The following is a 24,681-nucleotide window of genomic DNA, read 5'->3' on the forward strand; positions in this document are numbered from 1 at the left end:
GAATGCTTCTCACTGACCGCACCCACCGGAGACACACACCATGAACGCCCCCACCGCTGCCGCCCACCTGCTGCCCGAAATCCAACTGCGCAACGTGCCCCAGGCACTCATCGATGCGCTGCAGGCCCGCTTCGGGGCGCAGTGCTCGCTGGCCCAGGCCGTGCGCGAGCAGCACGGGCGCGACGAAGGCTCGCTGCAGGCCCCGCCACCCAGCGCCGTGGTGTTTGCCGAAAACACGCAGGACGTGGCCGATGCGGTCAAGCTGGCCAGCCAGTACGACGTGCCCGTGATCCCCTACGGCGCGGGCTCGTCGCTCGAAGGCCATCTGCTGGCCGTGCAGGGCGGCATCAGCATTGACGTGAGCCGCATGAACCAGGTGCTCAGCATCAACGCCGAAGACCTCACGGTGACCGTGCAGCCCGGCATCACGCGCAAGCAGCTCAACGAAGCCATCAAGGACACCGGCCTGTTTTTCCCCATCGACCCCGGCGCCGACGCCAGCATCGGCGGCATGTGCGCCACGCGCGCCAGCGGCACCAACGCCGTGCGCTACGGCACCATGCGCGAGAACGTGCTGGCGCTGGAGGTGGTCACCGCCAGCGGCGAAGTCATCCACACCGGCACCCGTGCCAAGAAGAGCAGCGCGGGCTACGACCTCACGCGCCTGATGGTGGGCAGCGAAGGCACGCTGGGCATCATGACCGAGATCACCGTGCGCCTGTACCCGCTGCCCGAGGCGGTGAGCGCCGCCATCTGCTCCTTCCCCAGCATCGAAGCGGCCGTGCGCACCACCATCCAGATCATCCAGATCGGTGTGCCGATTGCGCGCGTGGAACTCATCGACCACCACACCGTGCGCATGGTGAACGCGCACAGCAAGCTGACCCTGCGCGAGGAGCCCATGCTGCTCATGGAGTTCCACGGCTCGCCCGCCAGCGTGAAGGAACAGGCCGAAATGGTGCAAGACATCGCCAGCGAATTTGGCGGCCAGGCCTTTGAATGGGCCAGCACTCCCGAAGAACGCACGCGCCTGTGGACCGCCCGGCACAACGCCTACTTCGCCGCCGTGCAAAGCCGCCCCGGCTGCCGCGCCATCAGCACCGACACCTGCGTGCCCATCAGCCGCCTGGCCGACTGCCTGCTCGAATCGGTGGACGAGGTCGAAGCCAGCGGCATCCCCTACTTCCTCGTCGGCCACGTGGGCGACGGCAACTTCCACTTCGGCTACCTCATCGACCCGAACAGCGCCGAAGAACGCACCAAGGCCGAGGCCATGAACCACACCCTGGTCGCCCGGGCCCTGAGCATGGGCGGCACCTGCACGGGTGAGCATGGTGTGGGCATCCACAAAATGGGCTTTTTGCTGGACGAAACCGGCACCGGCGCGGTGGACATGATGCGCGCCATCAAACGCGCACTGGACCCGAAGAACATCCTGAATCCGGGGAAAATTTTCACCCTGTAATTGCTACTCTATTGATAGCAATAAATTCAATATTAATAGGCGGAAGCGGCTATTTTTATTGAGATTCTGACAGGCCTCTGCGGGTGCGGAGTGCCTGGGCAATGCGCCCGCTGCTGCCACCCCATTGTCAGCAACATCGCCTACCCTGCACATTCCCGCAGCCCTCACATGCTCCATGGCCACACGTTCTGTCCCCGCACTGCTTGAAGACATCCGCTTCCTCGGCGAAACCCAGTACGCCATCGTGCAGGCCGTGCGCGCCCTGGTGCTGCAGCCGCCCTTTGAGGCACCCACGGAAGAGGTGAAGTACGGCGGCATTCTGTTTGCTGCGCAGGGGGTGTCGTTCTGCGGCGTGTTCGCCTACCAGGGGCATGTGTCGGTGGAGTTCGGGCAGGGCGCGCGCATCAGCGACCCCTTCGGCCACCTGGAGGGGGCGGGCAAGGGGCGCAGGCACCTGAAGCTGCGCTCTATCGACGAACTGGCGCACAAGCAACTGGCGCAGTACCTGCCACTGGCGCTGGAAGCAGCGCGGGCAAACACATAGGATGTGCGGCACACGTACAGCGGTACACGCGGCAGCGTGTCGCCGTGCTGACCCGCAAACCACCCACAACATGGCATCCCCATGCGCATCGCTTTTGTCTCGGACACCCACGGCAACCTCACGGCGCTCGAAGCCGTAGCGGCGGACATCACGCGCCGGGGCGCCGACCGTGTGGTCAACCTGGGCGACAACCTCTCGGGCCCGCTGCTGCCGCGCGAGACGGCACAGTGGCTCATGGCGTCGGACTGGCTCTCGCTGGCGGGCAACCACGAGCGCCAGGTGCTGCAGCTGCGCCCAGGCCACGGTGGCGCATCAGACCAGTACGCGCATGCGCAACTCACCGAGGCGGAGTTCACCTGGATGCGCAGCCTGACCCACACCCTGCGCCTGGACGATGACGTGCTGCTGTGCCACGGCTCGCCGCGCAGCGACCATGAATACCTGCTCGAAACGCTGGACGGCTGCACGGTGCGCGCCGCCACCCCGGCCGAGATCGACGAGCGCCTGTCGGGCCAATACGCCCCGCTGATTGCCTGCGGCCACACCCATGTGCCGCGCCAGGTGCGTCTGGGAGCGGGCGTTTTGCTGGTCAACCCCGGCAGCGTGGGCCTGCAGGCCTACAGTGACGACCACCCTGTGGCCCATAAAGTAGAAAACGGCACGCCGGATGCGTGTTACGCCATCGCGGAGCGGACGGCACAAGGCTGGCAGGTGGCGCACCACCGGGTGCCTTACGACCACGAACCCATGGCGCTGCTGGCACAACGGAATGGACGGCCCGAATGGGCCCACGCGCTGCGCACGGGCTACATGCCGGTGTGAGCGCCTGTTTGCGATCTCGCAGGGGTCGCAAACAGGCTGCTGGGACCTGCGCGCGGTCAACCGTGCACCGTACGGGAATCGGCGGGCGCCTGTGCCCGGTCGTTCATGCCGTAGTCACGCACCACCGCCGCCACGCGCAGCCGGTAGTCGGCAAACACATGGTCTCGCCCGGCCGCCTGGGTGCTGCGGTGCGCCTCTTGCTGGCGCCAGCGGGCCACGGCCTCATCGTCGCGCCAGAAGGACAGCGACAGCAGCTTGCCGGGCTCGCTCAGGCTTTCAAAGCGCTCGATGGAAACGAAGCCGTCCACCTGCTCCAGCACCGGACGCAACGCTGCGGCCGCGCCCAGATAGGCGTCCTGCTGGCCGTGCGCAGGCGTGACCTCGAAGATCACCGCCATCATGTGGTGGCCCCCTGTGGGTGGGCGGGCAGGCCCAGTGTGCCTTCCACCCCCTGGGTGAAGCTGCGCTCCTCGCGCAGGATGAAACGCTTCTTCTGCGCCAGCGCGAAGTTGGCGCGGCCTTCGGGGTCGGCGCGCAGGCGCGCGCGGTAGGCCTCGTAGGCGGCCAGCGAGTCAAAGCCGATCAGGCCCCAGGCCTCGTAATTGCTGCCTTCATGCGGCAGAAAGTAGCCCAGCAGGTGGCCGCCGCAGCGGGGAATGATCTGGCCCCAGCGGCGCGCGTATTCGGCAAACGCGTCGCGCTGGAAGGGGTCGATCTCGTAGCGGATGAAGCAGGTAATCATGGGGTTCCAAAGTCTGGGATTGGCAAGGGCTTCACGATAGGCCGTTGACGGGCAGAGATGGTTCGCCCAAGATCGAACCATGAAAGACGGCCCCCACATCGCGCGCATTGCCGCGCTCATCGGCGACAGCGCGCGCGCCGAAGTCCTCACCGCCCTGATGGCCGACCGCGCGCTCACGGCCACCGAGCTGGCCGACCTTGCGGGCGTGACCAAGCAGACCATCAGCGCCCACCTCGCCAAGCTGCTGGATGCCGGCCTGATCGCCGTGGAAAGCCAGGGCCGCCACCGCTACTTCCGGCTGGCAGACCGCGATGTGGCGCACCTGCTGGAGTCATTGATGAACGTGGCGTTCCGCGCCGGTGCCGTGCGCCTGCGCGCCAGCCCCCGGGAGCCCGCGCTGCGCCGCGCGCGCATGTGCTACGACCACCTGGCGGGTGAGGTGGGCGTGCAGTTTTATGAAGCGCTGTTGCACCAGGGCATGCTGCAGGCCACGCCCCAGGGGGCGGCCCTCACGCCCACTGGTACGCAATGGTTTGCCCAAGTAGGGATCGACACCTCCACGCTGGGGCAGCAGCGGCGCATGGTGTGTCGCCCTTGCCTGGACTGGAGCGAGCGCCGCCACCACCTGGGCGGCGCCCTGGGCGCGGCGCTGCTGCAGCGCCTCTTCGACGGGGGATGGGCCCGCCGCGCGCAAGGCTCGCGCGTGGTGCACTTCACTCCCAAGGGCGAGCTGGCGCTGCGCCAGTGGCTGGCCACTGACCCGGATGTCCAGCACCACCGCCCCGCACCATGCTGAAAACACTGCTGCTTTTCATCGCCACGGCCCTCGCCGAAATCGTGGGCTGCTACCTGCCTTGGCTGTGGCTCAAACACGGCAAACCGCTGTGGCTGCTGCTGCCTGCGGCCGCCAGCCTGGCGCTGTTTGCCTGGCTGCTCACGCTGCACGACACTGCGGGCGCAGGCCGCGTGTATGCGGCCTACGGCGGTGTCTACATCGGGGTGGCGCTGGCCTGGCTGTGGGCGGTGGATGGCATCCGCCCCACGGCGTGGGATGTGGCGGGCGTGCTGGTCACGCTGGCGGGCATGGCGATCATCATGCTGCAGCCGATGAAATGAATGCCCCCCTGAGTCGCCTCCGGCGCCTTCCCTCCAGGGGGGACGCACCCGGTGGCCCGGCAAAGCCGGTTCCACGGGTGCACTGGCATGGGTCGCGCCAGCTTCGAAGGCTGCGGCGCCAAAGGGCTCAATTCACCTTGATCAGCCGCCAATCGATGCGGTTGTCCGGCCGCTGCACCAGCTCCACGTTTTTCTTCATGGCCCAGGCCAGCATCTGGTTGTGCAGGGGGATGTTGGCCACGGTGTCGTTCTGCAGTTGCAGGCCTTCGGTCAGCAGTCGGTTGCGCACGGGCTGGTCGGTCTCGGTTTTCACGCGGTCCACGATGTAGTCCATGCGCTCGTTGCTGTAGCGGCCCAGGTTGTAGTTGCCGTCGCCGCCCGTGGTCTTGGTGCGGGTGAGCGACTGCAGGGTGTACAGCGCGTCGAACGTGGGCACGCCCCAGCTGAGCAGGGCAATGCTGGCCTCGTGCCGCTGGGCCATGGGGTAGTAGGTGACCGAGGGCATCGTGCGCAGCTTGGCCTTCACACCGACGCGCGACCACATCGAGGTGATGGCCTGGCACAGCTCCTCGTCCTGGATGATGGCGTTGTTGCTGCAGGCAAAGTCCACCTCGAAGCCGTCCTTGTAGCCCGCCTCGGCCAGCAGCGCCTTGGCGGCATTGGGGTCGTAAGGCAGGCGCTTATCTGCGGCATCGGTCCAGCCGTTGACCAGCGGCGACACGATGGCCCCGGTGGGCTTGGACATGCCCCGCATGGTCACGCGCTGCAGCGTGGCACTGTCTATGGCCTGGTAGAGCGCCTTGCGCACGCGCAGGTCCTTGAGCGGGTTCTTGCCCTTGATGTTGCCGCCAGGGAGCTCGTCGCGGAACTGGTCCATGGCCAGGTACACGGTGCGGTTCTCCACCATCTCCATGACCTTGAGGTTGGGGTGAGCCTTGAGGCGGCCCAGGTCCTGGATGCTGGTGTCACGCACCATGTCCACCTCGCCCGACAGCAGTGCGGCAATGCGTGTGGCCTCGGACTTGATGGGGGTGAAGGTGATCTCAGTCACATTGCCTTCGGTCTTGCCTGCGTTCCACCAGTTGGGGTTGGCAGTGAACACGATCTTCTGGTCAGGCACCCATTCCTTGAGCATGAAGGGGCCGGTGCCCATCGCGTTGCGGTGGGAGTAGGTTTCGTCCTTGGACTTGATGTCCTTGGGTTCGACCGCGTTGTGTTTTTCGGCCCAGGCCTTGCTCATCACGCGCAGCTCGGTGAGCTGGTTCAGGATCACCGGGTTGGGGTTCTTCAGGAAGATATCGATGGTCTCGCCATCCACCTTGGCGATGCGGTCCATGCCCTGGGTGTAGATGGAGTAGGTAGACGTCTTGCTCATGGCGCGCTGCAGCGAAAAGACCACGTCATCGGCGGTCATGGCCGAGCCATCGCTGAACTTCACACCCTGGCGCAGCTTCACGCGCAGCTGCGTGGGGCTGACCTGCTGCCACGACGTGGCCAGCAGCGGCTCGACCTTGAGGGTGCGGCTGTTGAACATGACCAGCGACTCGTACACGGCCGCATGGATGCCGTTGCCCAAAGCGCTGTTCTGCGAATGGATGTCCATGCTCTGGATATCGGTGGAGCCTGCCCACTTGAACGGTTTTGCCGACACGGTGGGAGCAACGGTTGCCAGGGCCAGGGTGGCGGCCGCCAGCAGAGAACGGTTGAATCGCATGACGTGATTTCCTTGGTGAAATAGGAGAACCGGCAATATGCAGCAGGAAACAGGCCAGCCCAAGCCCCCACGCGCCATGTGTGGCACAGGCGATGCAAGCCCGTATCCGGACCGATTGCGCACCAGGCGCGGCTGGGATAAAGAGGCCCCGGCAGCGCCCGTGCGCCAGCTACTGCGCGGGCAGCGCCGGGTAGCGCACACCATCGCGCGCCGTGCCCACCTGCAGCAGGTTGATCACGCCCATCACGTCATCCACCAGCAGCACCGCTTTCTCTAGCGCCTCGGCCTGGGCTTGCGACTGCACGCAGCCCATCAACGTGACCAGCCGCCGTTCGCCCAGCACCCACACGCTGGTGTCGCCAAAACGGCCGTCCTCGCGGATGTAGCGCTGCACGCGCGGGATGATCTCGGCGTCGTAGAGGTAGGAGTTGGGCAGGCGGCACCGCCCCACGCGGTGGCAGCTGCCGCCGTGCTGCGATCGCACATGCGCCAGCTCGCGCACTTCCGCCTCTGTGTAGAGCGGACCTTCGGGCACGGGGCAGTGCGGGACGGCGCTGGTGACCTGAACGAAGGGGTCGTTGAAGGCGTTGGTGCGCGCCTGCGGAGATGCCCCCTCCTGGGCGCTGGCCGACGACACCGCGAACGCGGCCAGCAGGGGCAGGAGCCCACCCCGGCACCAGCCTGAATCGACACAATGCATGCAGAGCCCTCCTCTCCTGGTGAACCGCAGCGCTGCAGCATGCAATTGCTATCAAATAAATAGCTTACAAACATTTATAGGCGCGCGGAGACGGCTATTTTCTTCCATATTTTCACCGGCGCGCGACGGATATCCCAAGTCGCACCTCGGCTTTGGCGGGGCGCCTACGATCCCACCCACATGCACCGCAACGATCTGATCGTCCACCGCCCCGAAGGCTTGTACTGCCCGCAGGGCGACTTTTACATCGACCCCTGGCGGCCGGTGGAGCGGGCCGTGATCACACACGCCCATTCAGACCACGCACGCATGGGCTCGGCCCACTACCTGGCGCACGAGGGCAGCGCGGGCACGCTGCGCAACCGGCTGGGCGCGGGCATTGATCTGCAGACGCTGGGCTACGGCGAGGTCATCGACCACCATGGCGTGCGGGTGTCGCTGCACCCCGCCGGGCATGTGCTGGGCTCGGCCCAGGTGCGGGTGGAACACGGCGGCCAGGTGTGGGTGGCCTCGGGCGACTACAAGCTCGAAGACGATGGCACCTGCCCGCCGTTCGAGCCGGTGCGCTGCCACACCTTCATCACCGAATCGACCTTTGGCCTGCCCATCTACCGCTGGCCGTCGCAGCCCGCGCTGTTTGCCGACATCAACGCCTGGTGGGCTGCCAATGCGGCGGTGGGCAAGGCCAGCGTGCTGTATGCGTATGCCTTTGGCAAGGCGCAGCGGCTGCTGCATGGCGTGGATGCCAGCATCGGGCCCATCGTGGTGCATGGGGCGGTGGAGCCGCTCAACGCTGTGTACCGCGCGGCCGGTGTAGCCCTGCCACCCACGCTGCGTGTGACGGACCCGGGCCTGACCAAGGCGGACCTGAAACGCGCGCTGGTGCTGGCCCCGCCCTCGGCTGCGGGCACGCCGTGGCTCAAGCGGTTGGGCGAACACTCCGACGCGTTTGCGAGTGGCTGGATGCTGGTGCGCGGCGCGCGCCGCCGCCGGGGCGTGGACCGGGGCTTTGTGATGAGCGACCACGCCGACTGGCCGAGCTTGCAGAAAGCCATTGGCGCCACGGGCGCAGAGCGCGTCATCGTGACGCACGGCAGCACGGCGGTGATGGTGCGCTGGCTGTGCGAGCAAGGGCTGGACGCCCAGGTGTTCGCCACCGAATACGGCGCCGATGACAACGAGGACGACACAGGGGCTGCGCCGGAGCCAGGCAGCGAGCCCGCACCCGAGGGGACGGCATGAAGGCCTTTGCCCAGCTGTTCCAGGCGCTCGACGCCACCACCGCGCAGTCGGCCAAACTCGCGGCGCTGGTGGCGTACCTGCGCGTGGCGCCGCCCACCGATGCGGCCTGGGCCACCTACTTTCTGGCAGGTGGCAAACCGCGCCAGATGGTGCCCACCAAGCGCCTGAAGGCGCTGGCGCAAGAGGCTGCAGGCCTGCCCGAGTGGCTGTTCGAAGAAAGCTACCAGGCCGTGGGCGACCTGGCCGAAACTCTGGCGCTGCTGCTGCCCCCACCCACCCAACCCACCGAACTGACGCTGGCCGAATGGATGGCCCAGCTGCTGCCCCTGCGCGCCCTGCCGCCCGATGAAGCGGATAGCCGTCTGCGCACGCAATGGAACATGCTGGCGCCCGAGCAGCGCTTTGTGTACTTCAAGCTCATCACCGGCAACTTCCGCGTGGGGGTGTCGCGCCTGCAGGTCACGCAGGCGCTGGCCACGGTGAGCGCGCTCGACCCCAAGCGCATCGCGCACCGGCTGATGGGCTACACGCAGATCGGCCGGCAGCCGCAGGCCAGCGACTACCAGGCGCTGATCGCGCCGGTGGACGAGGATGCCAATACGCCGGATGCTGCCGATGCGGGCCAGCCCTATCCCTTCTTTTTGGCCCACCCGTTCAACCAGCCAGTGGCCGAAATGCCTGCACTGCTGGGAACGCCCGGCGACTGGCTGGTGGAATGGAAGTGGGACGGCATCCGCGCGCAGATCGTGCGGCGCGCGGGCGCGGTGTGGGTCTGGTCGCGCGGGGAGGAGCTGGTGACCGACCGCTTCCCCGAACTGGCCGAGGCCGCAATGGCGCAGATGCCCGATGGCACGGTGGTCGATGGCGAGATCCTGGTCTGGCTGCCCGATGAGCCCCAGCCCCGCCCCTTTGCCGACCTGCAAAAGCGCCTGGGTCGCAAGACGCTGACCCCCAAGCTGCGGCGCGAGCTGCCCGTGGTGCTGGTGGCCTATGACCTGCTGGAGCACGCCAGGCAAGACCTTCGCCAAGAGCCGCAGCAGGCCCGCCGCGCGCTGCTGGAAGCGGCGCTGCAGCCCCCCGACGCCATCGCAGAACCCGTAACCCCACCCACCCTGCGCCTGAGCACCCTGCTGCACGGCCCCGACTGGGCCGACCTCGCGCGGCAGCGCGAGGCCGCGCGCAGCATGGGCACCGAGGGCTTCATGCTCAAGCACCGCAGCGCGCAGTACGGCGTGGGCCGCACCAAGGATGTGGGCGTGTGGTGGAAGTGGAAGATCGACCCCATGAGCGTGGACGCGGTGCTCATCTACGCCCAGCGCGGCCACGGCCGCCGTGCCAGCCTGTACACCGACTACACCTTTGCCGTGTGGACCGGCCCGCAGGACGACCCGGAGCGCCAGCTCGTGCCTTTTGCCAAGGCCTATTCGGGCCTGACCGATGCCGAGATTGCTCAGGTGGACGCCATCATCCGCAAGACCACGCGCGAGAGCTTTGGGCCGGTGCGCAGCGTGGACGCGACGCTGGTGTTTGAGCTGGGCTTTGAGGGCATTGCGAAGAGCCCGCGCCACAAGAGCGGCTTTGCAGTGCGCTTTCCGCGCATGCTGCGCTGGCGGCAGGACAAACCCGTGGCCGAAGCCGATACCCTGCAAACGCTGATAGCACTGCTACCTGGGGAGGACGTTGCGGCATGAGCACCACCCGCCGCACGCGCAAGCCCCCGGTGGCACCGAGTGCCGCAGCCGCCTGGATGGCGGCGCGCGGGTGGCAGCCCTTTGGCTTCCAGCAAGACGTGTGGCGCGCGATGGGCGAGGGCCGCTCGGGCCTGCTGCATGCCACCACAGGGGCTGGCAAGACTTATGCGGTGTGGCTGGGCGCGCTGCAGCACCTGGCGCAGGCCGATGCTGCACCGGAGCCTGAAGAAGCCCCCAACGCCCGCACCGCCCTGCGCACGCGCCGCGCTGCGGCACCACCCCTCACCGTGCTGTGGATCACGCCCATGCGCGCCTTGGCTGCCGATTCGCTGCGCGCCCTGCAGGCCCCACTGCCCGACCTGGCCCCCACATGGACCAGCGGGCTGCGCACGGGCGACACCGCCAGCGGAGAGCGCGCTGCGCAAGACCGCCGCCTGCCCACGCTGCTGGTGACCACGCCCGAAAGCGTCTCGCTGCTGCTGGCCCGCGCCGATGCGCGGGAGCGCCTGGCCAGCGTGCGCCTGGTGGTGGTGGACGAGTGGCATGAACTGGTGGGCAACAAGCGCGGCGTGCAGGTGCAGCTGGCGCTGGCGCACCTGTCGGGCTGGAGCCCGGCACTGCAGGTGTGGGGCATGTCGGCCACGCTGGGCAACCTGGAGGAGGCCCTGCACACCTTGCTGCCCCAGCCCTTGCCCAACGCACCAGGAGCACCGCCCGCCGTGCTGGTGCAGGGCCGCATCGACAAGCGGCTGGAGGTGCAGGTGATGCTGCCCGCACGGGCCGACCGCTTTGCGTGGGCGGGCCACATGGGGCTGAGCCTACTGCCGCAGGTGGTGCAGTCGATCGAAGCGGCCGCGTCCACCTTGGTGTTCACCAACACCCGGTCGCAAGCCGAGCGCTGGTACCAGGCGCTGCTGGAGGCGCGGCCCGACTGGGCGGGCACCCTTGCGCTGCACCATGGGTCGCTGGGGCATGAGGTGCGCGACTGGGTCGAGCAAGGCCTCAAGGCCGGGCAGCTCAAGGCCGTGGTCTGCACATCGAGCCTGGATCTGGGCGTGGACTTTTTGCCGGTGGAACAGGTGCTGCAGATCGGCTCGGCCAAGGGCGTGGCGCGGCTGGTGCAACGCGCGGGCCGCTCGGGCCATGCGCCGGGGCGCAGCTCCAGCATCACGCTGGTGCCCACGCACAGCCTGGAGCTGGTGGAGGCCGCCGCCGCGCGCCATGCGCTGGCGCAGGGCCGCATTGAAGACCGGCACACGCCGCGTGCACCGCTGGATGTGCTGGTGCAGCACCTGGTGACCGTGGCGCTGGGCGGCGGCTTTGTGCCCGATGTGCTGCTGGCCGAAGTGCGCCGCGCACCGGCCTACGCAGCCTTGACTGACAACGATTGGCAATGGGCACTACAGTTTGTGCGCCAGGGCGGCGCGTCGCTGGCCACCTACCCGGACTTTCACCGCGTGGTGCCGGACGACGATGGCATCTGGCGCGTGCCCGATGCGCGCCTGGCGCGCCGCCACCGCAGCAACATCGGCACCATCGTGAGCGATGCCGCCATGCAGGTGCAGTTTGTGAGCGGCGGGCGCCTGGGGTCGGTGGAAGAGAGCTTTATCGCCCGGCTGCGCAAGGGCGATGTGTTCATGTTTGCAGGTCGCCTGCTGGAGCTGGTGCGCACCCAGCAGATGACGGCCTATGTGCGCATCGCCCCCAAGGGCAGCGCCGCCCTGCCGCGCTGGAGCGGCGGGCGCATGCCGCTGTCGAACACGCTGGCCGATGCAATGCTGGAACAGCTGGCGCAGGCCGAGCGCAGCGAGTTCACCACACCCGAGATGCGCTGCGCCCAACCGCTGCTGGCGCTGCAGCAGGCCTGGTCGGCCCTGCCTACACCAAGCCGCCTGGTGGCCGAGACCCTGCACACCCGCGAGGGCTGGCACCTGTACCTGTACCCGCTGGCGGGGCGCCTGGTGCACCTGGGGCTGGCCGGTCTGCTGGGCTGGCGCGCATCGCAGCAGGTGCCCAACACCTTCTCCATCGCGGTCAACGACTACGGGCTGGAGCTGCTGTCGGCCAAGCCGGTGGACTGGACCACACTGCTGCCGCGCCTGATTGGCGAAGGCACACACACCACCATCGGCAGCGGGCTCGAAGACGAAGTGCTGGCCAGCCTGAACGCCACCGAGATGGCGCGCAGGCGCTTCCGCGAGATCGCGCGCATTGCGGGGCTCATCTTTCAAAGCCACCCCGGCGAGCAGCGCAGCAGCCGCCAGCTGCAGGCCTCGTCGTCGCTGTATTACGACGTGTTTGCGCAGTACGACCCGGGCAACCTGCTGCTGGCCCAGGCCCGTGCCGAGCTGCTGACCAACGAACTGGACATGGACCGCCTGGCGCACACACTGCGCGACATGCAGGCACAGACCCTGTCCATCCACGCGCTGAAACGCCCCACCCCATTCGCCCTGCCGCTGATGGTGGAGCGCTTTCGCGAGCGCCTGAGCACCGAGACCCTGGCCGACCGGCTGGCGCGCATGGTGCAGGCGCTGGAGCAAGCGGCCGACGCCACTACCGGCACGCACCTGGCGCAGCACGCCGTGCAGCCCACGGACATGGTGTGGGACGTTCCTGAGAACACCAGCAACCGCACACAGCGCGCGCGCCGGGCAGCGGCTGGGAACGCCCCCCGCCGCACCCGCAAACGCCCCGGACTCTGAGCACGATGACCACGTTGCCCGTCAGCGCCCACGCATCCCCCACAGGCGCGCACGCCATCACCCTGCCCTGCGGCACCGCGCTGCAGCTACTGCCCCAGCGCGCCCTGTGGTGGCCCGCCGCGCGCAGGGTGCTGGTGGCCGATGTGCATTTCGGCAAGGCAGCCACCTTCCGCCGCGCGGGGCAGCCGGTGCCGCATGGCACCACGGCCGACAACCTCGCGCGGCTCGACACGGTGCTGGCCGCCACCGGCGCCAACCACCTGGTGTTTCTGGGCGACTTTCTGCACGCACGCAGCGGCGCGGCCGATGCGCTGTGGCAGCAGTTGCTCCCCTGGCGCCAGCGCCATGCGCATGTGGCGATGACCCTGGTGCGCGGCAACCATGACCTACATGCGGGCGACCCGCCCACCGCACTGGCGATGGCGCTGGTCAACGAGCCCTGGCGGCCTTGCGCCGATGTGCCGGTACTGGCCTGCCACCACCCGCAGGCGGTGGCGGGCCACACGGTGCTCGCGGGGCACCTGCACCCCACGCTGCGGCTGCGCGGCCCGGCGCGGGATGCGCTGCGGGCGCCCTGTTTTGGCTGGGGCGATGGGCAGCTGGTCCTGCCCGCCTTCGGCGCCTTCACCGGTACGGCGCCCGACACGTTGCCCGGGCACTGGGCACGGTTTGCCATCCTGCCCGGCCGCGTGATGGCCGTTCCCTGAGGGTTTTCACAGGGTCTTTGAGGGGGTGGCGCGCAGGCGCCAAGGCGGTCAAACTGCAGGGGGCCGCAGGGTGATTACCACTTATTTGGTGAAAAAAGATGCCCTGGGCTTATGATAATTTTGCATTGTGAGATTCGATTGCAAAAACAGGGGTCCCAGACAGCCCCGAGCAAGGAGAATCAGAGAGCATCCGCGTTTGGCCCCGCTGTGACCCAGCCGGGGGCATTTACATACTCTGTTTCGTGAGACAAGCCATGACGACCCAGCAACCCACCATCATCTACACCCTGACCGACGAGGCACCCCGTCTGGCCACGGCTTCCTTCCTGCCCCTGATCCGCACGTTCGCCGCGCCAGCGGGCATCAACGTGGTGGAGTCCGACATCTCGGTGGCCGCCCGTGTTCTGGGTGAGTTTCCCGAGTTCCTGAAGGAAGAGCAGCGCGCGCCCAACACCCTGGCCGAGCTGGGCAAGAAGACGCTGCAGCCCGATGCCAACATCATCAAGCTGCCCAACATCAGCGCATCGGTCTCCCAGCTGAAGGCGGCCATCGCCGAGCTGCAGTCCAAGGGTTACGCCCTGCCCGACTACCCCGACCAGCCCAAGGACGACAAAGAGAAAGAGATCAAGGCCCGCTACGGAAAGTGCATCGGCTCGGCCGTGAACCCCGTGCTGCGCGAAGGCAACTCCGACCGCCGCGCGCCCAAGGCCGTGAAGGAATACGCGCGCAAGAACCCGCATTCCATGGGCGAGTGGAGCCAGGCATCGCGCAGCCACGTCTCGCACATGCACCACGGCGACTTCTACCACGGCGAAAAGTCCATGACCCTGGACCGCGCCCGTGACGTGAAGATGGAACTGATCACCAAGAGCGGCAAGACCATCATCCTCAAGCCCAAGGTCAGCCTGCTCGACCGCGAAGTGATCGACAGCATGTTCATGAGCAAGAAGGCGCTGCTGGAGTTCTACGAGAAGGAAATCGAAGACGCGCGCAAGACCGGCGTGATGTTCTCGCTGCATGTGAAGGCCACGATGATGAAGGTGTCGCACCCCATCGTGTTCGGCCACTGCGTGCGCATCTTCTACAAGGACGCGTTCGCCAAACACGCCAAGACCTTTGACGAGCTGGGCGTGAACGTGAACAACGGCATGGTCGATCTGTACAGCAAGATCGAGACGCTGCCACAAAGCCAGCGCGACGAGATCAAGCGCGACCTGCACGCCTGCCACGAGCACCGCCCCGAGCTGGCCATGGTCGATTCGGCCAAGGGCATCACCAACTTCCACTCGCCCAACGACATCATCGTGGACGCCTCCATGCCCGCCATGATCCGCAACAGCGGCAAGATGTGGGACGCCAACGGCCGCCTGAAGGACGTGAAGGCCGTGATGCCCGAATCGACCTTCGCCCGCATCTACCAGGAGATCATCAACTTCTGCAAGTGGCACGGCGCGTTCGACCCCAAGACCATGGGCACGGTGCCCAACGTGGGCCTGATGGCCCAGCAGGCCGAAGAGTACGGCTCGCACGACAAGACCTTCGAGATCGCCGAAGACGGCGTGGCCAACATCACCGACCTGGCCACGGGTGAAGTGCTGCTGAGCCAGAACGTGGAAGCGGGCGACATCTGGCGCATGTGCCAGGTCAAGGACGCCGCGATCCGCGACTGGGTGAAGCTGGCCGTCAACCGCGCCCGCAACTCCGGCATGCCCGTCGTGTTCTGGCTCGACTCGTACCGCCCACACGAAGCGCAGCTGATCACCAAGGTCAAGATGTACCTGCACGAGCACAACACCACCGGCCTGGACATCCAGATCATGAGCCAGGTGCGTGCGATGCGCTACACGCTGGAGCGCGTGATCCGCGGCCTGGACACCATCAGCGCCACCGGCAACATCCTGCGCGACTACCTGACCGACCTGTTCCCCATCATGGAACTGGGCACCTCGGCCAAGATGCTGTCCATCGTGCCGCTGATGGCGGGTGGCGGCATGTACGAAACCGGCGCGGGCGGCTCGGCCCCCAAGCATGTGCAGCAGCTGGTGGAAGAAAACCACCTGCGCTGGGACTCGCTGGGCGAGTTCCTGGCGCTGGCCGTGTCGCTGGAAGACCTGGGCCTGAAGACCGGCAACGCCAAGGCCAAGATCCTGGCCCAGACGCTGGACGCCGCCACGGGCAAGCTGCTGGACAACAACAAGAACCCCTCGCCCAAGACCGGCCAGCTGGACAACCGTGGCAGCCAGTTCTACCTGGCCATGTACTGGGCCCAGGAACTGGCCGCGCAAACGGCAGATGCCGACCTGGCCGCCAAGTTTGCGCCCCTGGCCAAGCTGCTCACCGCGAACGAGCAGAAGATCGTGGACGAGCTGAACGCCGTGCAGGGCCAGCCCACCGACATCGGTGGCTACTACATGCCCGACGTCGCCAAGCTGGATGCCGTGATGCGCCCCAGCAAGACGCTGAACGACGCACTCAGCACGGTGAAGTAAGCCGTGGCGTGAGCCGCTGGGTTGCTGAGCGCCTGAGCTTGCGAAAGGCGCGCAGCACCTGCGCGGAGGGAGCGCCGGTGGATTTCAGGCATCAAAAAGGCCTCCACCGCGCGACCATCAAGCGAATGCAGCTATATATTTAATAGCAAACACAAAAAAGGGCCCTGCCGAAACGCAGGGCCCTTTTGTTTTGGGGGCTACGGGTGGGCCCTCAGGGCCTGCTTGCGATCGCGCAGGGGATCAACAGCAGACTTTTCGGCCCTGTGGCGTCATGGCCGTTCGCGGTCCACCACCCGGCTGGCCAGCGGTGCGGGCACATAGGTGGGCAAAAAGGCACAGCCCTTGCCAAATTCGGCCTCGTAGGCAGCGCATTGCTGAGCAATGCCTGCGGGCGTGGGCTTGGCGCCCTCGCCTTCATTCACCCAGCGCAGCAGCGCCGCCATCAGCGTGGGATAGGTGGGGTCGCTCAGGTAGCTGTGGCCGCTGTGGCGCGTGAAGGTCTGCACCAGCCGCGCGCCGCTGCCCGCCTTGTCCATCGTGGCCTTGAACTGCGCGTCCAGCTCGACAAAGGCCGTGGGGTCGTCCACGCCCTTCACGGTGAGCACGGGCACGGGGATCTGGCCGGTCGGGTCCGTGTCTGCGGCAAATCGCGCCACGGCCTGCGGATCGGCGCGGTAGCGCAGCACGCCCGCGTTGAGCGCCGCATCGTCTGGCGAGCCCTTGTAGACCGCGCCCCGGTTGCCAAAGGGGCTAGCGCCCCCCGTGCGGTGCTGCACCACATCGCGGTAGTGGAAGGTCGCCCAGTTCATATGGCCCTGGATGGAGCTGGCCGGAATGCGCAGCACGTCCACCAGCGTCTGCACCTTGCGCTGCTGCTCGGTCGTGCGCTCGGCCACCGGCTTGTTCAGGGCCAGGCATTCGTTCACGCGTGCCGCCAGGTCGGCCTGCGTCATCGCCGCATCGGCAGGCAGGCCAATGTTCAGCGGGTACTGCGCCTCGGTGGGGCGGGGGTGGTTGTTGCAGAGGTACTGGTAGACCACGCGCAGGTCGGTGCGGAAGTCGTACGAGCGGCTGCCGCCCGCGAGCACGCCACTGGTGAGCAGCACGGCGTCGTACGGACGTTTGCCATCGGCCGTGCGCTGGAACATCTCGGCCCCCCTGGCCGCCACGCTGGCGCCCCAGGACTGGCCGTGCAGGATGGTGCGCTGCGGCTGCACCACATGCTGCACAACAATCTGGCGCAGGCGCTCGGTGTCCTCGGCCGCCGCACGCACTTCCACCCCGCCCTGGCGGAAGGTGCTGCCCGCCCAGGCATAGCCCGCGCGGACCATGATGGACCAGCGCTCCAGGTCTTCCACCGCACGCTCGGCCTTGGGTGCGCCCAGCGTGGGCCCGCCGTGCGCGTGCAGCACGAGGTGGCCGTTCCACTTCTGCGGGATGGCGATGAGGTAGTAGGCCCCGGCCGAATCCCGACCCGCCAGACAGCGCGCGATGGCAGCCAGGTCCTTGGGGCAGGCCGCCGCCACAGGGGCGGCCTCGGCTTTGGCGGCGGGTGCGCGGGTCGGTGCCATGGGCACACAGGCGGCCATCGCGAGGCAGGCGAGGCCCGCCAAGGCCAGGCGGGCCCGGGGGGGCTGGGAGGAAGGGGGTTGCGGGGCGTTCATGGGGGATGTGTCTCCTGAGAAGTTCTGTATGTCTGTGTGGTGCGCAGCCGGATGCCGCTGCATCGTAGAAACCGGCTCTCAATACGTCAAATAGGCAAAATTGGCCCCGGCAATACGATTTTCATATGACCACCTTCCCAGCCACCCGCAGGCACTGACATGGACATCCGCCAGTTGCGCTACTTTCTGGCCGTGGCCGAGGCCGGGCACATGACCCGCGCGGCCGAGCTGCTGGGCATGGCCCAGCCGCCGCTCAGCCAGCAGATCAAGGCCCTGGAAAACACCGTGGGCCTCGTGCTGTTCAAGCGCCACGCCAAGGGCGTCACGCTGACCGAGGCCGGGCACGCGCTGCAGGCCGATGCGGCCCGCCTGGTGCATGACTTCGACGCGCTGCACAGCCGCATGCAGCTGCTGGCCGAGGGCAAGACCGGCCGGCTCGCGATCGCCTTCACCAGCTCGGCCGCCGCCCATGAATTCACCCCGTTCGCCTTGCGGGAGTGCCGCGCCCGCCACCCCGGCCTGGTGCTAGAGATTGGCGAAAACAACGCCGCCGAAATCACTGAGGCCGTGGCCGATGGCCGCCTGCACTGTGGCCTGCTGCGTGTGCCCGTGGCGCGGCCTGCGGGCCTGGTGTTCGACACGCTGCAGCACGAGCCCGCCATGGTGGCCCTGCCCATCGACCACCCGCTGGCCCTGCGCCAGCGGCGAGGCAAGCCGCTGCCCATCCAGATTGCCGACCTGGAGGGCGAACCCATGATCCTGGTGCGCCGCCCCGGCGCGCCCGGCCTGTATGCCAACCTGCTGGCGCTGTGTGCCGAGCAGGGCGTGCGCCCCCGCGTGGTGGCCGAGGTGGCGCGCATGCTGACCAACCTCAACCTGGTGGCGGCGGGCACGGGCATTTCCGTGGTGCCGTCGTCCATGCTGGGCGTGCACCGCCATGCGATTGCCTACCGGCCGCTGGTGGATGGCGGGCGGCTGGATGTGCCGCTGACCCTGGTCTACCGCGCCGAGGACAACGTGGGCCCCACGGCCACGTTCACCACCCTGCTGCGCACGCTGGCGGACGAACCACACCCGACAGTGGCCACGGAGCCCCCACAAAAAAAGGCTGCCCGGTAGTCCCCCTGGCAGCCTCTTCCTGCATCGGCGCCGCACCGGTTCGGATGCGGCAGCCGACCATCACAACGCGGGTCAGTTGTTGCCCTGCGCAATCCCTTCGCGGCGAGGGTCGGCGCCACCGGCATAGGTGCCCGCGCCCGGGTTGCGCGACAGCAGGCCCACATTGCCATTGGACCGCACACCGTTGAACACCGCGCCATGCAGGCCGCTGGTGAAGGTGTCGGTCTGCGCCACGGTGTGGCCGCGCGCCTTGAGGCCGTCGCGGATGGCGGCGGTGTCGATCACCGAACCCTTTTCAATGGAGGTGGTGGCGTTGGTCTGCGCGCCAAAGTTGGGCAGGTTGATGGCCTGCTGCACGTTCAGGCCCCAGTCGGTCATGCCCAGGATGGTCTTGGCCGTGTACTGGATGATGGCGCTGCCGCCGGGCGAGCCGACAACACCTTCCAAGTCACCCGTTGCGGCGTTGAAGATGATGGTGGGCGCCATGGAGCTGCGCGGGCGCTTGCCCGGCTGCACGCTGTTGGCAATGGGGTTGCCCGCCGCGTCGGTGGCCGTGAAGGAGAAGTCGGTGAGCTGGTTGTTCAGCAAGAAGCCGCGCACCATCTGCAGGCTGCCAAAGCCGTTTTCGATCGTGGTCGTCATGGACACCGCATTGCCCGCGTTGTCGATGATGGACAGGTGGGTGGTCGATGGCAGGGCCAGCGAGTTGTCTCGCCCCTTGGCACCGCTCACGCCCGGTGGTGTGCCCGCCACGGGCGTGCCGATGCTCTTGCTCATGCTGATGAGCTTGGCGCGCTCCTTGAGGTAGTCGGCGTTGATGAGGCCGGCCTGGGGCACGCTCACGAAGTCGGGGTCGGCCACATACAGCGCGCGGTCGGCGTAGGCCAGGCGATAGGCCTCTGACACCAGGTGCACCGAGTCCAGCGTGTTGGGCTTCATGGCCGCCAGGTCAAAGCCCTGCAGCAAGCCCAGGGTCTGCAGCACCGCAATGCCACCCGAGCTGGGCGCGGGCATGCCACACACGCGGTACAACACGCGGTAGACGCCGCACACGGGCTCGCGCACCTTGGGGGTGTAGCTGCTCAGGTCATCGAGCGCGAGCTTGCCGGGGTTGGTGGGGTGGCTGGTGACCTTGGCCACGATGTCCTTGGCAATGTCGCCCTTGTAGAACGCGTCGGCACCACCTGCCGCAATGGCCTTGAGGGTGGCAGCGAGTTCGGGGTTCTTGAGCAGCGTGCCCGCCGCCTTGGCCGTGCCGTCGGCGTTGAGGAAGTAGCTGGCGCCGGGCTCGCCCTGGGCCTTGATGCGCGCAGCCGATCCGGCGATCGACACACTCATGCGCGGCGAGATCGCAAAGCCGTCTTCGCTGAGTTTGATGGCGGGCTCGAACAGGTCCTTCCATGGCAGCTTGCCGTGCGCCTTGTGCGCGGCTTCGAGCATGCGCAGCACGCCTGGCGTGCCGACCGACAGGCCGCCATCTACCGCCGCCAGAAACGCCAGCGGCTTGCCATCGGCACCGATGAAGAGGTTGGGCGTGGCGGCCTTGGGCGCTGTCTCGCGGCCGTCGTAGGCCAGCAGCTTGTTGGCGCCCTTGTCAAAGTGCAGCATGAAGGCGCCGCCTCCAATGCCCGAGGACTGCGGCTCCACCAGGTTCAGCACCATCTGCACCGCAATGGCGGCATCGGTAGCGGTGCCGCCCTTGGCCAGAATGTCCACGCCCGCCTTCACCGCCAGCGGGTTGGCTGCCGCCACCATGTCCTTGTTGGCGTAGCTGATGGTCTTGGGCGTGTAGCCCGAGGGCGGCTCGGGCGGCACGTACTGCTCGACGGGCTCGGGCGTGGCCACCGGGGTGGTGGGGCCATCGCTGCCCCCACAGGCGGCCAGCACGGCCAGCGCGGCGATGCTCAGGCCCAGGGCATAGGGTTTGCGTCGAAAGACAGAAGCCGTCATGGATGAAAGTCCTTGGAAGAGAAGGAAAGGAAAAGGTGAGCGCGGACCACGGGGGGGCACGGAGCACGCCGCACCACAGTGGGTGCCAGGCCCTGGAACTGCGGGACATGGACCGCAGATTCCGTGCCAGAAACGCCCGTCCAGTATGTGACACGGACATGAAAATCATTTTGCTTTTATGCCCCGCTTATCGCCAAATACGAGAAACGATTTTTCATATGCGCCGTGAAACTGAATCTGGATTCCATTGACCGCCAACTGCTGGCTTTGCTGCAGCAGGACGCCGAAACCCCGCTGGCCGAACTGGCCGATGCGGTGAACCTCTCCAACACCCCTTGCTGGCGGCGCATCCAGTGGCTGCGCGAGAAGGGCTACATCACCCGCCACGTGGCGCTGGTGGACCCGCGCAAGGTCAATGTGGGGGTGACGGTGTTCGTGGCCATGAAGACCAACCAGCACCACCAGCAGTGGTTCGAGACCCTGCGCGACGTGGTGATGAACATCCCCGAGATCGTCGAGTTCTACCGCATGAGCGGGGATGTGGACTACCTGCTGCGCGTGGTGGTGCCCGACATCCGCGCCTATGACGCGGTCTACAAGCGGCTCACGCAGGCCGTAGCGCTGTCGGATGTGAGTTCGAGTTTTGCGATGGAAGAGATCAAGTTCACCACCGCACTGCCGCTGAACTACGCGCAGTAGCCACCCCGGGGGGCAGCCGCCTGCGCGCAGGCCCGGGTCAGTACTTGCCCATGTAGTCGCGCTTGCCCAGCTCCACGCCATTGTGGCGCGCGATGGCGTAGGTCGCGTTCACGTGGAAGAAGAACTGCGGCAGGCCGTAGTGCAGCAGGTAGTGCTCGCCCACAAACTGCTTTTCGCGCGGCGTGCCGGGCTGGATGGTGATGGTGCGCGTGGCGGCCTCGGCAAACGCGGCCTCGGGCAGGCTTTCCACAAACGCCAGCACGGTGGCAATGCGTTCGTTCAACTCGGCAAAACCGGGGCGCTCGGCGTCGGGGAAGGACGGCACCTCCACCCCGGCCAGGCGCGCGGCCACGCCCTTGGCGAAGTCGCAGGCAATCAGCACCTGGCGTGCCAGGGGGAACATGTCGGGGAACAGCCGGGCTTGCAGCAGCGCGTCCGGCTCAATCTTGCGCGCCGTGGCGTGGGCCTCGGTCTGGGCGAGGATGTCTTTGAGCGAGCCCAGCATCTGGCGGAACACGGGGATGCTGGCGTTGTAGATGGGCGAGGTCATGGGGGAGGTCCTGGAAGTGGTGTGAGGCAAGCAGCCGGGGGCGCTTGGGGCCCACCGTCGGGCCGCATTGCAACACACCCGACCCAGGCTTGCAGCAGAAAGGTCAAGCAGGCCGCGACTGGGCCAGTGCAATGGCCGCCTGAATGGCAGCACGGGCCTGGGGACTGTTCTTCCAGCAGGTGGAGCCCACCATCGCCGAGGCCGTGGACACAATGTCCAGGGCATTGGCCTTGGCCAGATGCGCCAGCGATTCAAAGCCCATCTGTTCCAGCCGGGTGACGACGGTCGGTCCCACGCCCTTCACATTGAGCAGGGCGCGGCGTTCTTCGATAGGAAATGGCATGGTCCGAGTATGCAGGAGCCAGGCCAACCCAGCGGACGTGCCCGTGAACCGTCCAGCGTTCCTCAGGCGGGCGTCGCCAGCGGCCGCGCAGCCCGCGCCGCCACCCCCACGCCCACCAGCGCCGCCGACACCACACTCAGCGCCAGCGTGAAGGCCGAGCCGTAGAAGATGCCCGAGGTCATGCCATGGTCCAGCATGGCGCCAAATGCGGGGGCTGCAAGGCAAAAGCCCAGGTCCAGCCCCGAATACACCGTGCCATACACCCGGCCGGTGGCGCCGGGGGGCGCGGCGCGCTTGATCAGCATGTCGCGCGAGGGGCCCGCCAGGCCCGTGCCCAGCCCCGCCACCGAGGCCACCACCACCGCCGCCATGCCGGGCAGCAGCCCCAGGCCCACCACCACCAGCAGCGCAGCCGACCCCAGCAGGCACACCGAAATGATCTTCTCCAGCCGCTGCACGCGGCCCACCAGAAAACCGCCCACCAGCATGCCCGCCGCGCCACACAGCATGTAGCCCGTGACCACCATGGCCGTGATGCTCAGCGGCAGGCCGTACATGGACTGCAGCGCGGGGCTGGCAAAACTCTGGATGGCGCTGAGCGCACAGGTGCTCCAGAAGAAGAACGAGAAACACAGCCACACCGAAGGCAGCTTGAGGAAGGCCATGGGATGCTCGGGCTTGGCGGCCGCCCCTGCCCCGCCCTTGGCCTGGTGTGCCCAGCTGCCCTGCCGGTCGTCAATGGCGTCGCGGTTCCACACCATGATGGCCAGCACCACCAGGGCCAACAGCCCCCCGCACAGGCAAGCCGTGCGCCACGAGCCCGTGGCCGTGGCAATGCCCGCCATGAACACCGGCGCCGTGGCCCAGCCCAGGTTACCGCTGATGCCGTGCACCGAAAAGCCATGCCCCAGACGCTGCGGCGACACGCGTTTGTTCAGAATCGTGAAGTCCACCGGGTGGAACGGCGCATTGCCCAGCCCGGCCAACGCCGCCGCCAGCAGCAGCCCGGTATAGCCCTGCGCGGTGCCGGCGGCCAGGCCGGCGGCGGCAAAACTCGACAGCGCAAAAAACATCACCGGCCGCGCGCCCACGCGGTCCACGATGAAACCCGACAGCGCCTGACCCACGCCCGAAATCACGAAGAACACCGACACCAGCAGGCCCAGCTCGGAATAGCTGAAGCCGAACTCGCCGATCAGCCACGGAAACAGCGGCGGTAGCAGCATGTGAAAGAAGTGCGAGCTGCCGTGGGCCAGGCCGATGAGGCCAATGGTGCGGGCGTCCTGCCGCAAGGGGACAGGGTTGGCGAGGGTGCTGGAAGAAGAAGCAGTCATGGGCTTGATCTTAGGCAGCATGGCCTCGGCAGGTTTACGATAGGCAGACAACTTCTATCGCAAACATGCCAAACCCGCCCACCGACCACGCATCGCCCGCCGAACCGGGGGTGGAGCATTTTGCGGCCCAGGTCGTGCCCCGTGCGCCCGCTGGCAAGCCGCGCGGAATGTCGTACGTGGACTCGCTCACGCCCGAGCTGTTTGTGCCCACCGCCGCCCGCCCGGTGCGCGCCAAGCTGCGCTGGCTGGCCGCCGACACGCAGGTGATGCCGCACAGCCACCCCTGGGCGCAGGTAGCGATATCGACCACGGGCGTGATCCGGCTCACGGTGAACCACGGCACCTACATCGTGCCCCCTTCGCGCGCGCTGTGGATTCCGCCCGGCGTGGAACATGCCGTGACCATGGTCGAAGACGCCGACCTGCGCACGCTGTACTTCCACCAGCCCCGGGGCCGCTGCGGCCCCGGCGTGCCACGCGACCACGAAGACGCCTGGCGCCAGTGCCGCGTGCTGGAGGTGTCTGACCTGCTACGTGCCCTGGTGCGCGAGATGCCCACCGCGCCCGACGGCGGCCCCGCGATCAGCACCGCCGACCTGCGGCGCGAACAGCATTTGAGCGCCCTGGTCAGGGGCGAACTGGCCCGCGCCGCCGCCGTGAAGCTGGGCGTGGACCTGCCCCAGGACAAGCGCCTGCGCCACCTCTGCGAAGCCGTGCTGGCCGACCCCACGCGCCACGACACCCTGGCCGACTGGGCGCAGGACACCGGCGCCAGCCCCCGCACCGTGGCGCGCCTGTTCCGCTCCGAGCTGGGCAGCACCTTTACCCAATGGCGCCAGCAGGTCATCCTGGCCAAGGCCGTGTCGCTGGCCGCCGGCCGCATGCCCATGGGCCAGATCGCCGCCGAACTGGGCTACAGCCCCAGCGCCTTCAGCGCCATGGTGCGCAAGTCGGTGGGGCAGCCGCCGGGGCGGTTTCTGGGGCAGCAGCAGCCGGTACCGCAGTGAGGGAGGTGAGTACAGGGGCCCGTGCATCGGTACCATGGGACAACATGACACCCCTTCGCACTCCACGCACTCTTCGTT

General features: G+C 67.4%; 22 protein-coding genes. 13 read left to right on the forward strand and 9 right to left on the reverse strand.

Annotated elements, in window-relative coordinates:
* Positions 1-40 precede the first annotated feature (40 nt).
* The 3 genes from AvAM_RS12435 (at position 41) to AvAM_RS12445 (ending at position 2,831) form a co-directional block, all read left to right on the forward strand.
* A complete protein-coding gene (locus AvAM_RS12435) occupies positions 41-1,465 on the forward strand; it encodes an FAD-binding oxidoreductase (RefSeq protein ID WP_137747349.1) in 1,425 nt (474 codons plus the stop codon).
* 175 nt (positions 1,466-1,640) lie between these two features.
* Positions 1,641-2,009 carry a DUF1801 domain-containing protein gene (locus AvAM_RS12440; protein ID WP_137747350.1) on the forward strand — a complete coding sequence of 123 codons (369 nt, stop codon included), beginning with the start codon at positions 1,641-1,643 and terminating at the stop codon, positions 2,007-2,009.
* Between the two features lie 81 nt (positions 2,010-2,090).
* The gene (locus tag AvAM_RS12445) at positions 2,091-2,831 is read left to right on the forward strand and encodes a metallophosphoesterase (RefSeq protein WP_137747351.1); all 741 of its coding nucleotides are present in this window, start codon (positions 2,091-2,093) and stop codon (positions 2,829-2,831) included.
* Positions 2,832-2,887: 56 nt separating this feature from the next.
* Here the strand turns inward: AvAM_RS12445 and AvAM_RS12450 are convergent, their stop codons facing one another.
* Both AvAM_RS12450 and AvAM_RS12455 read right to left on the reverse strand, forming a co-directional pair.
* The gene (locus AvAM_RS12450; RefSeq protein ID WP_137747352.1) at positions 2,888-3,232 is read right to left on the reverse strand and encodes an antibiotic biosynthesis monooxygenase; all 345 of its coding nucleotides are present in this window, start codon (positions 3,230-3,232) and stop codon (positions 2,888-2,890) included.
* A complete protein-coding gene (locus tag AvAM_RS12455) occupies positions 3,229-3,573 on the reverse strand; it encodes an NIPSNAP family protein (RefSeq protein WP_137747353.1) in 345 nt (114 codons plus the stop codon). Before AvAM_RS12455 ends, AvAM_RS12450 begins: the two co-directional genes overlap by 4 nt.
* Positions 3,574-3,652: 79 nt before the next feature.
* Between AvAM_RS12455 and AvAM_RS12460 the strand changes: the two genes are divergently transcribed.
* Both AvAM_RS12460 and AvAM_RS12465 read left to right on the forward strand, forming a co-directional pair.
* A complete protein-coding gene (locus AvAM_RS12460; protein ID WP_137747354.1) occupies positions 3,653-4,369 on the forward strand; it encodes a helix-turn-helix transcriptional regulator in 717 nt (238 codons plus the stop codon).
* The gene (locus AvAM_RS12465) at positions 4,366-4,689 is read left to right on the forward strand and encodes a YnfA family protein (RefSeq protein ID WP_137747460.1); all 324 of its coding nucleotides are present in this window, start codon (positions 4,366-4,368) and stop codon (positions 4,687-4,689) included. The genes AvAM_RS12460 and AvAM_RS12465 overlap by 4 nt, the downstream gene beginning before the upstream one ends.
* Before the next feature lie 127 nt (positions 4,690-4,816).
* On the opposite strand, the gene AvAM_RS12470 is transcribed toward AvAM_RS12465, so the two are convergent.
* Entirely contained in the window at positions 4,817-6,403 is a 1,587-nt protein-coding gene (locus tag AvAM_RS12470; protein ID WP_137747355.1) for an ABC transporter substrate-binding protein, read from the reverse strand.
* A 169-nt stretch (positions 6,404-6,572) separates the two neighbouring features.
* Positions 6,573-7,103: a BON domain-containing protein gene (locus AvAM_RS12475; RefSeq protein WP_249368095.1), complete on the reverse strand. Its 531-nt coding sequence runs from the start codon at positions 7,101-7,103 to the stop codon at positions 6,573-6,575.
* A 180-nt stretch (positions 7,104-7,283) separates the two neighbouring features.
* Between AvAM_RS12475 and AvAM_RS12480 the strand changes: the two genes are divergently transcribed.
* The 5 genes from AvAM_RS12480 to AvAM_RS12500 all read left to right on the forward strand — a co-directional run bounded on the left by AvAM_RS12480 (position 7,284) and on the right by AvAM_RS12500 (position 15,937).
* A complete protein-coding gene (locus AvAM_RS12480; RefSeq protein WP_137747356.1) occupies positions 7,284-8,345 on the forward strand; it encodes a ligase-associated DNA damage response exonuclease in 1,062 nt (353 codons plus the stop codon).
* Entirely contained in the window at positions 8,342-10,036 is a 1,695-nt protein-coding gene (locus AvAM_RS12485) for an ATP-dependent DNA ligase (RefSeq protein ID WP_137747357.1), read from the forward strand. Before AvAM_RS12480 ends, AvAM_RS12485 begins: the two co-directional genes overlap by 4 nt.
* On the forward strand, positions 10,033-12,741 hold the full coding sequence (locus AvAM_RS12490; protein WP_137747358.1) for a ligase-associated DNA damage response DEXH box helicase: 2,709 nt from the start codon (positions 10,033-10,035) through the stop codon (positions 12,739-12,741). Before AvAM_RS12485 ends, AvAM_RS12490 begins: the two co-directional genes overlap by 4 nt.
* A 5-nt stretch (positions 12,742-12,746) precedes the next feature.
* Complete coding sequence (gene pdeM / locus AvAM_RS12495) at positions 12,747-13,448, forward strand: ligase-associated DNA damage response endonuclease PdeM (RefSeq protein ID WP_171012210.1); 702 nt, start codon at positions 12,747-12,749, stop codon at positions 13,446-13,448.
* 254 nt (positions 13,449-13,702) lie between these two features.
* On the forward strand, positions 13,703-15,937 hold the full coding sequence (locus AvAM_RS12500; protein ID WP_137747359.1) for an NADP-dependent isocitrate dehydrogenase: 2,235 nt from the start codon (positions 13,703-13,705) through the stop codon (positions 15,935-15,937).
* A 269-nt stretch (positions 15,938-16,206) separates the two neighbouring features.
* Here the strand turns inward: AvAM_RS12500 and AvAM_RS12505 are convergent, their stop codons facing one another.
* Positions 16,207-17,601: a hypothetical protein gene (locus AvAM_RS12505; RefSeq protein WP_137747360.1), complete on the reverse strand. Its 1,395-nt coding sequence runs from the start codon at positions 17,599-17,601 to the stop codon at positions 16,207-16,209.
* 159 nt (positions 17,602-17,760) lie between these two features.
* Here AvAM_RS12505 and AvAM_RS12510 point away from each other — a divergent pair, with 159 nt between their 5' ends.
* The gene (locus AvAM_RS12510; protein ID WP_137747361.1) at positions 17,761-18,720 is read left to right on the forward strand and encodes a LysR family transcriptional regulator; all 960 of its coding nucleotides are present in this window, start codon (positions 17,761-17,763) and stop codon (positions 18,718-18,720) included.
* Between the two features lie 72 nt (positions 18,721-18,792).
* Here AvAM_RS12510 and ggt read toward each other — a convergent pair whose 3' ends face one another.
* Entirely contained in the window at positions 18,793-20,670 is a 1,878-nt protein-coding gene (gene ggt, locus AvAM_RS12515; protein ID WP_137747362.1) for a gamma-glutamyltransferase, read from the reverse strand.
* A gap of 237 nt (positions 20,671-20,907) precedes the next feature.
* On the opposite strand from ggt, the gene AvAM_RS12520 reads away from it, so the two are divergent.
* Positions 20,908-21,369, forward strand: a complete 462-nt coding sequence (locus AvAM_RS12520; RefSeq protein ID WP_137747462.1) for an Lrp/AsnC family transcriptional regulator — start codon at positions 20,908-20,910, stop codon at positions 21,367-21,369.
* Positions 21,370-21,406: 37 nt separating this feature from the next.
* On the opposite strand, the gene AvAM_RS12525 is transcribed toward AvAM_RS12520, so the two are convergent.
* From AvAM_RS12525 to AvAM_RS12535, 3 genes are all read right to left on the reverse strand, one after another.
* A complete protein-coding gene (locus tag AvAM_RS12525) occupies positions 21,407-21,919 on the reverse strand; it encodes a DUF1993 family protein (protein WP_137747363.1) in 513 nt (170 codons plus the stop codon).
* 103 nt (positions 21,920-22,022) lie between these two features.
* Positions 22,023-22,262: a helix-hairpin-helix domain-containing protein gene (locus tag AvAM_RS12530; protein ID WP_137747364.1), complete on the reverse strand. Its 240-nt coding sequence runs from the start codon at positions 22,260-22,262 to the stop codon at positions 22,023-22,025.
* A 62-nt stretch (positions 22,263-22,324) separates the two neighbouring features.
* Complete coding sequence (locus tag AvAM_RS12535) at positions 22,325-23,596, reverse strand: MFS transporter (RefSeq protein WP_137747365.1); 1,272 nt, start codon at positions 23,594-23,596, stop codon at positions 22,325-22,327.
* A 65-nt stretch (positions 23,597-23,661) separates the two neighbouring features.
* Here AvAM_RS12535 and AvAM_RS12540 point away from each other — a divergent pair, with 65 nt between their 5' ends.
* The gene (locus AvAM_RS12540; protein WP_137747366.1) at positions 23,662-24,603 is read left to right on the forward strand and encodes a helix-turn-helix domain-containing protein; all 942 of its coding nucleotides are present in this window, start codon (positions 23,662-23,664) and stop codon (positions 24,601-24,603) included.
* Positions 24,604-24,681: the final 78 nt, after the last annotated feature.

The sequence above is a fragment of the Acidovorax sp. NB1 genome (assembly GCF_005405905.1).
Taxonomy (GTDB): Bacteria; Pseudomonadota; Gammaproteobacteria; order Burkholderiales; family Burkholderiaceae_C; genus Acidovorax.

What these genes read in the sequence shown, in the direction of transcription:
- AvAM_RS12435 (WP_137747349.1), top strand. Translation starts at nt 41, where the DNA reads ATGAACGCCCCCACCGCTGCCGCCCACCTGCTGCCCGAAATCCAACTG.
- AvAM_RS12440 (WP_137747350.1), top strand. Translation starts at nt 1,641, where the DNA reads ATGGCCACACGTTCTGTCCCCGCACTGCTTGAAGACATCCGCTTCCTC.
- AvAM_RS12445 (WP_137747351.1), top strand. Translation starts at nt 2,091, where the DNA reads ATGCGCATCGCTTTTGTCTCGGACACCCACGGCAACCTCACGGCGCTC.
- AvAM_RS12450 (WP_137747352.1), bottom strand. Translation starts at nt 3,232, where the DNA reads ATGATGGCGGTGATCTTCGAGGTCACGCCTGCGCACGGCCAGCAGGAC.
- AvAM_RS12455 (WP_137747353.1), bottom strand. Translation starts at nt 3,573, where the DNA reads ATGATTACCTGCTTCATCCGCTACGAGATCGACCCCTTCCAGCGCGAC.
- AvAM_RS12460 (WP_137747354.1), top strand. Translation starts at nt 3,653, where the DNA reads ATGAAAGACGGCCCCCACATCGCGCGCATTGCCGCGCTCATCGGCGAC.
- AvAM_RS12470 (WP_137747355.1), bottom strand. Translation starts at nt 6,403, where the DNA reads ATGCGATTCAACCGTTCTCTGCTGGCGGCCGCCACCCTGGCCCTGGCA.
- AvAM_RS12475 (WP_249368095.1), bottom strand. Translation starts at nt 7,103, where the DNA reads ATGCATTGTGTCGATTCAGGCTGGTGCCGGGGTGGGCTCCTGCCCCTG.
- AvAM_RS12480 (WP_137747356.1), top strand. Translation starts at nt 7,284, where the DNA reads ATGCACCGCAACGATCTGATCGTCCACCGCCCCGAAGGCTTGTACTGC.
- AvAM_RS12485 (WP_137747357.1), top strand. Translation starts at nt 8,342, where the DNA reads ATGAAGGCCTTTGCCCAGCTGTTCCAGGCGCTCGACGCCACCACCGCG.
- AvAM_RS12490 (WP_137747358.1), top strand. Translation starts at nt 10,033, where the DNA reads ATGAGCACCACCCGCCGCACGCGCAAGCCCCCGGTGGCACCGAGTGCC.
- pdeM (WP_171012210.1), top strand. Translation starts at nt 12,747, where the DNA reads ATGACCACGTTGCCCGTCAGCGCCCACGCATCCCCCACAGGCGCGCAC.
- AvAM_RS12500 (WP_137747359.1), top strand. Translation starts at nt 13,703, where the DNA reads ATGACGACCCAGCAACCCACCATCATCTACACCCTGACCGACGAGGCA.
- AvAM_RS12505 (WP_137747360.1), bottom strand. Translation starts at nt 17,601, where the DNA reads ATGAACGCCCCGCAACCCCCTTCCTCCCAGCCCCCCCGGGCCCGCCTG.
- AvAM_RS12510 (WP_137747361.1), top strand. Translation starts at nt 17,761, where the DNA reads ATGGACATCCGCCAGTTGCGCTACTTTCTGGCCGTGGCCGAGGCCGGG.
- ggt (WP_137747362.1), bottom strand. Translation starts at nt 20,670, where the DNA reads ATGACGGCTTCTGTCTTTCGACGCAAACCCTATGCCCTGGGCCTGAGC.
- AvAM_RS12525 (WP_137747363.1), bottom strand. Translation starts at nt 21,919, where the DNA reads ATGACCTCGCCCATCTACAACGCCAGCATCCCCGTGTTCCGCCAGATG.
- AvAM_RS12530 (WP_137747364.1), bottom strand. Translation starts at nt 22,262, where the DNA reads ATGCCATTTCCTATCGAAGAACGCCGCGCCCTGCTCAATGTGAAGGGC.
- AvAM_RS12535 (WP_137747365.1), bottom strand. Translation starts at nt 23,596, where the DNA reads ATGACTGCTTCTTCTTCCAGCACCCTCGCCAACCCTGTCCCCTTGCGG.
- AvAM_RS12540 (WP_137747366.1), top strand. Translation starts at nt 23,662, where the DNA reads ATGCCAAACCCGCCCACCGACCACGCATCGCCCGCCGAACCGGGGGTG.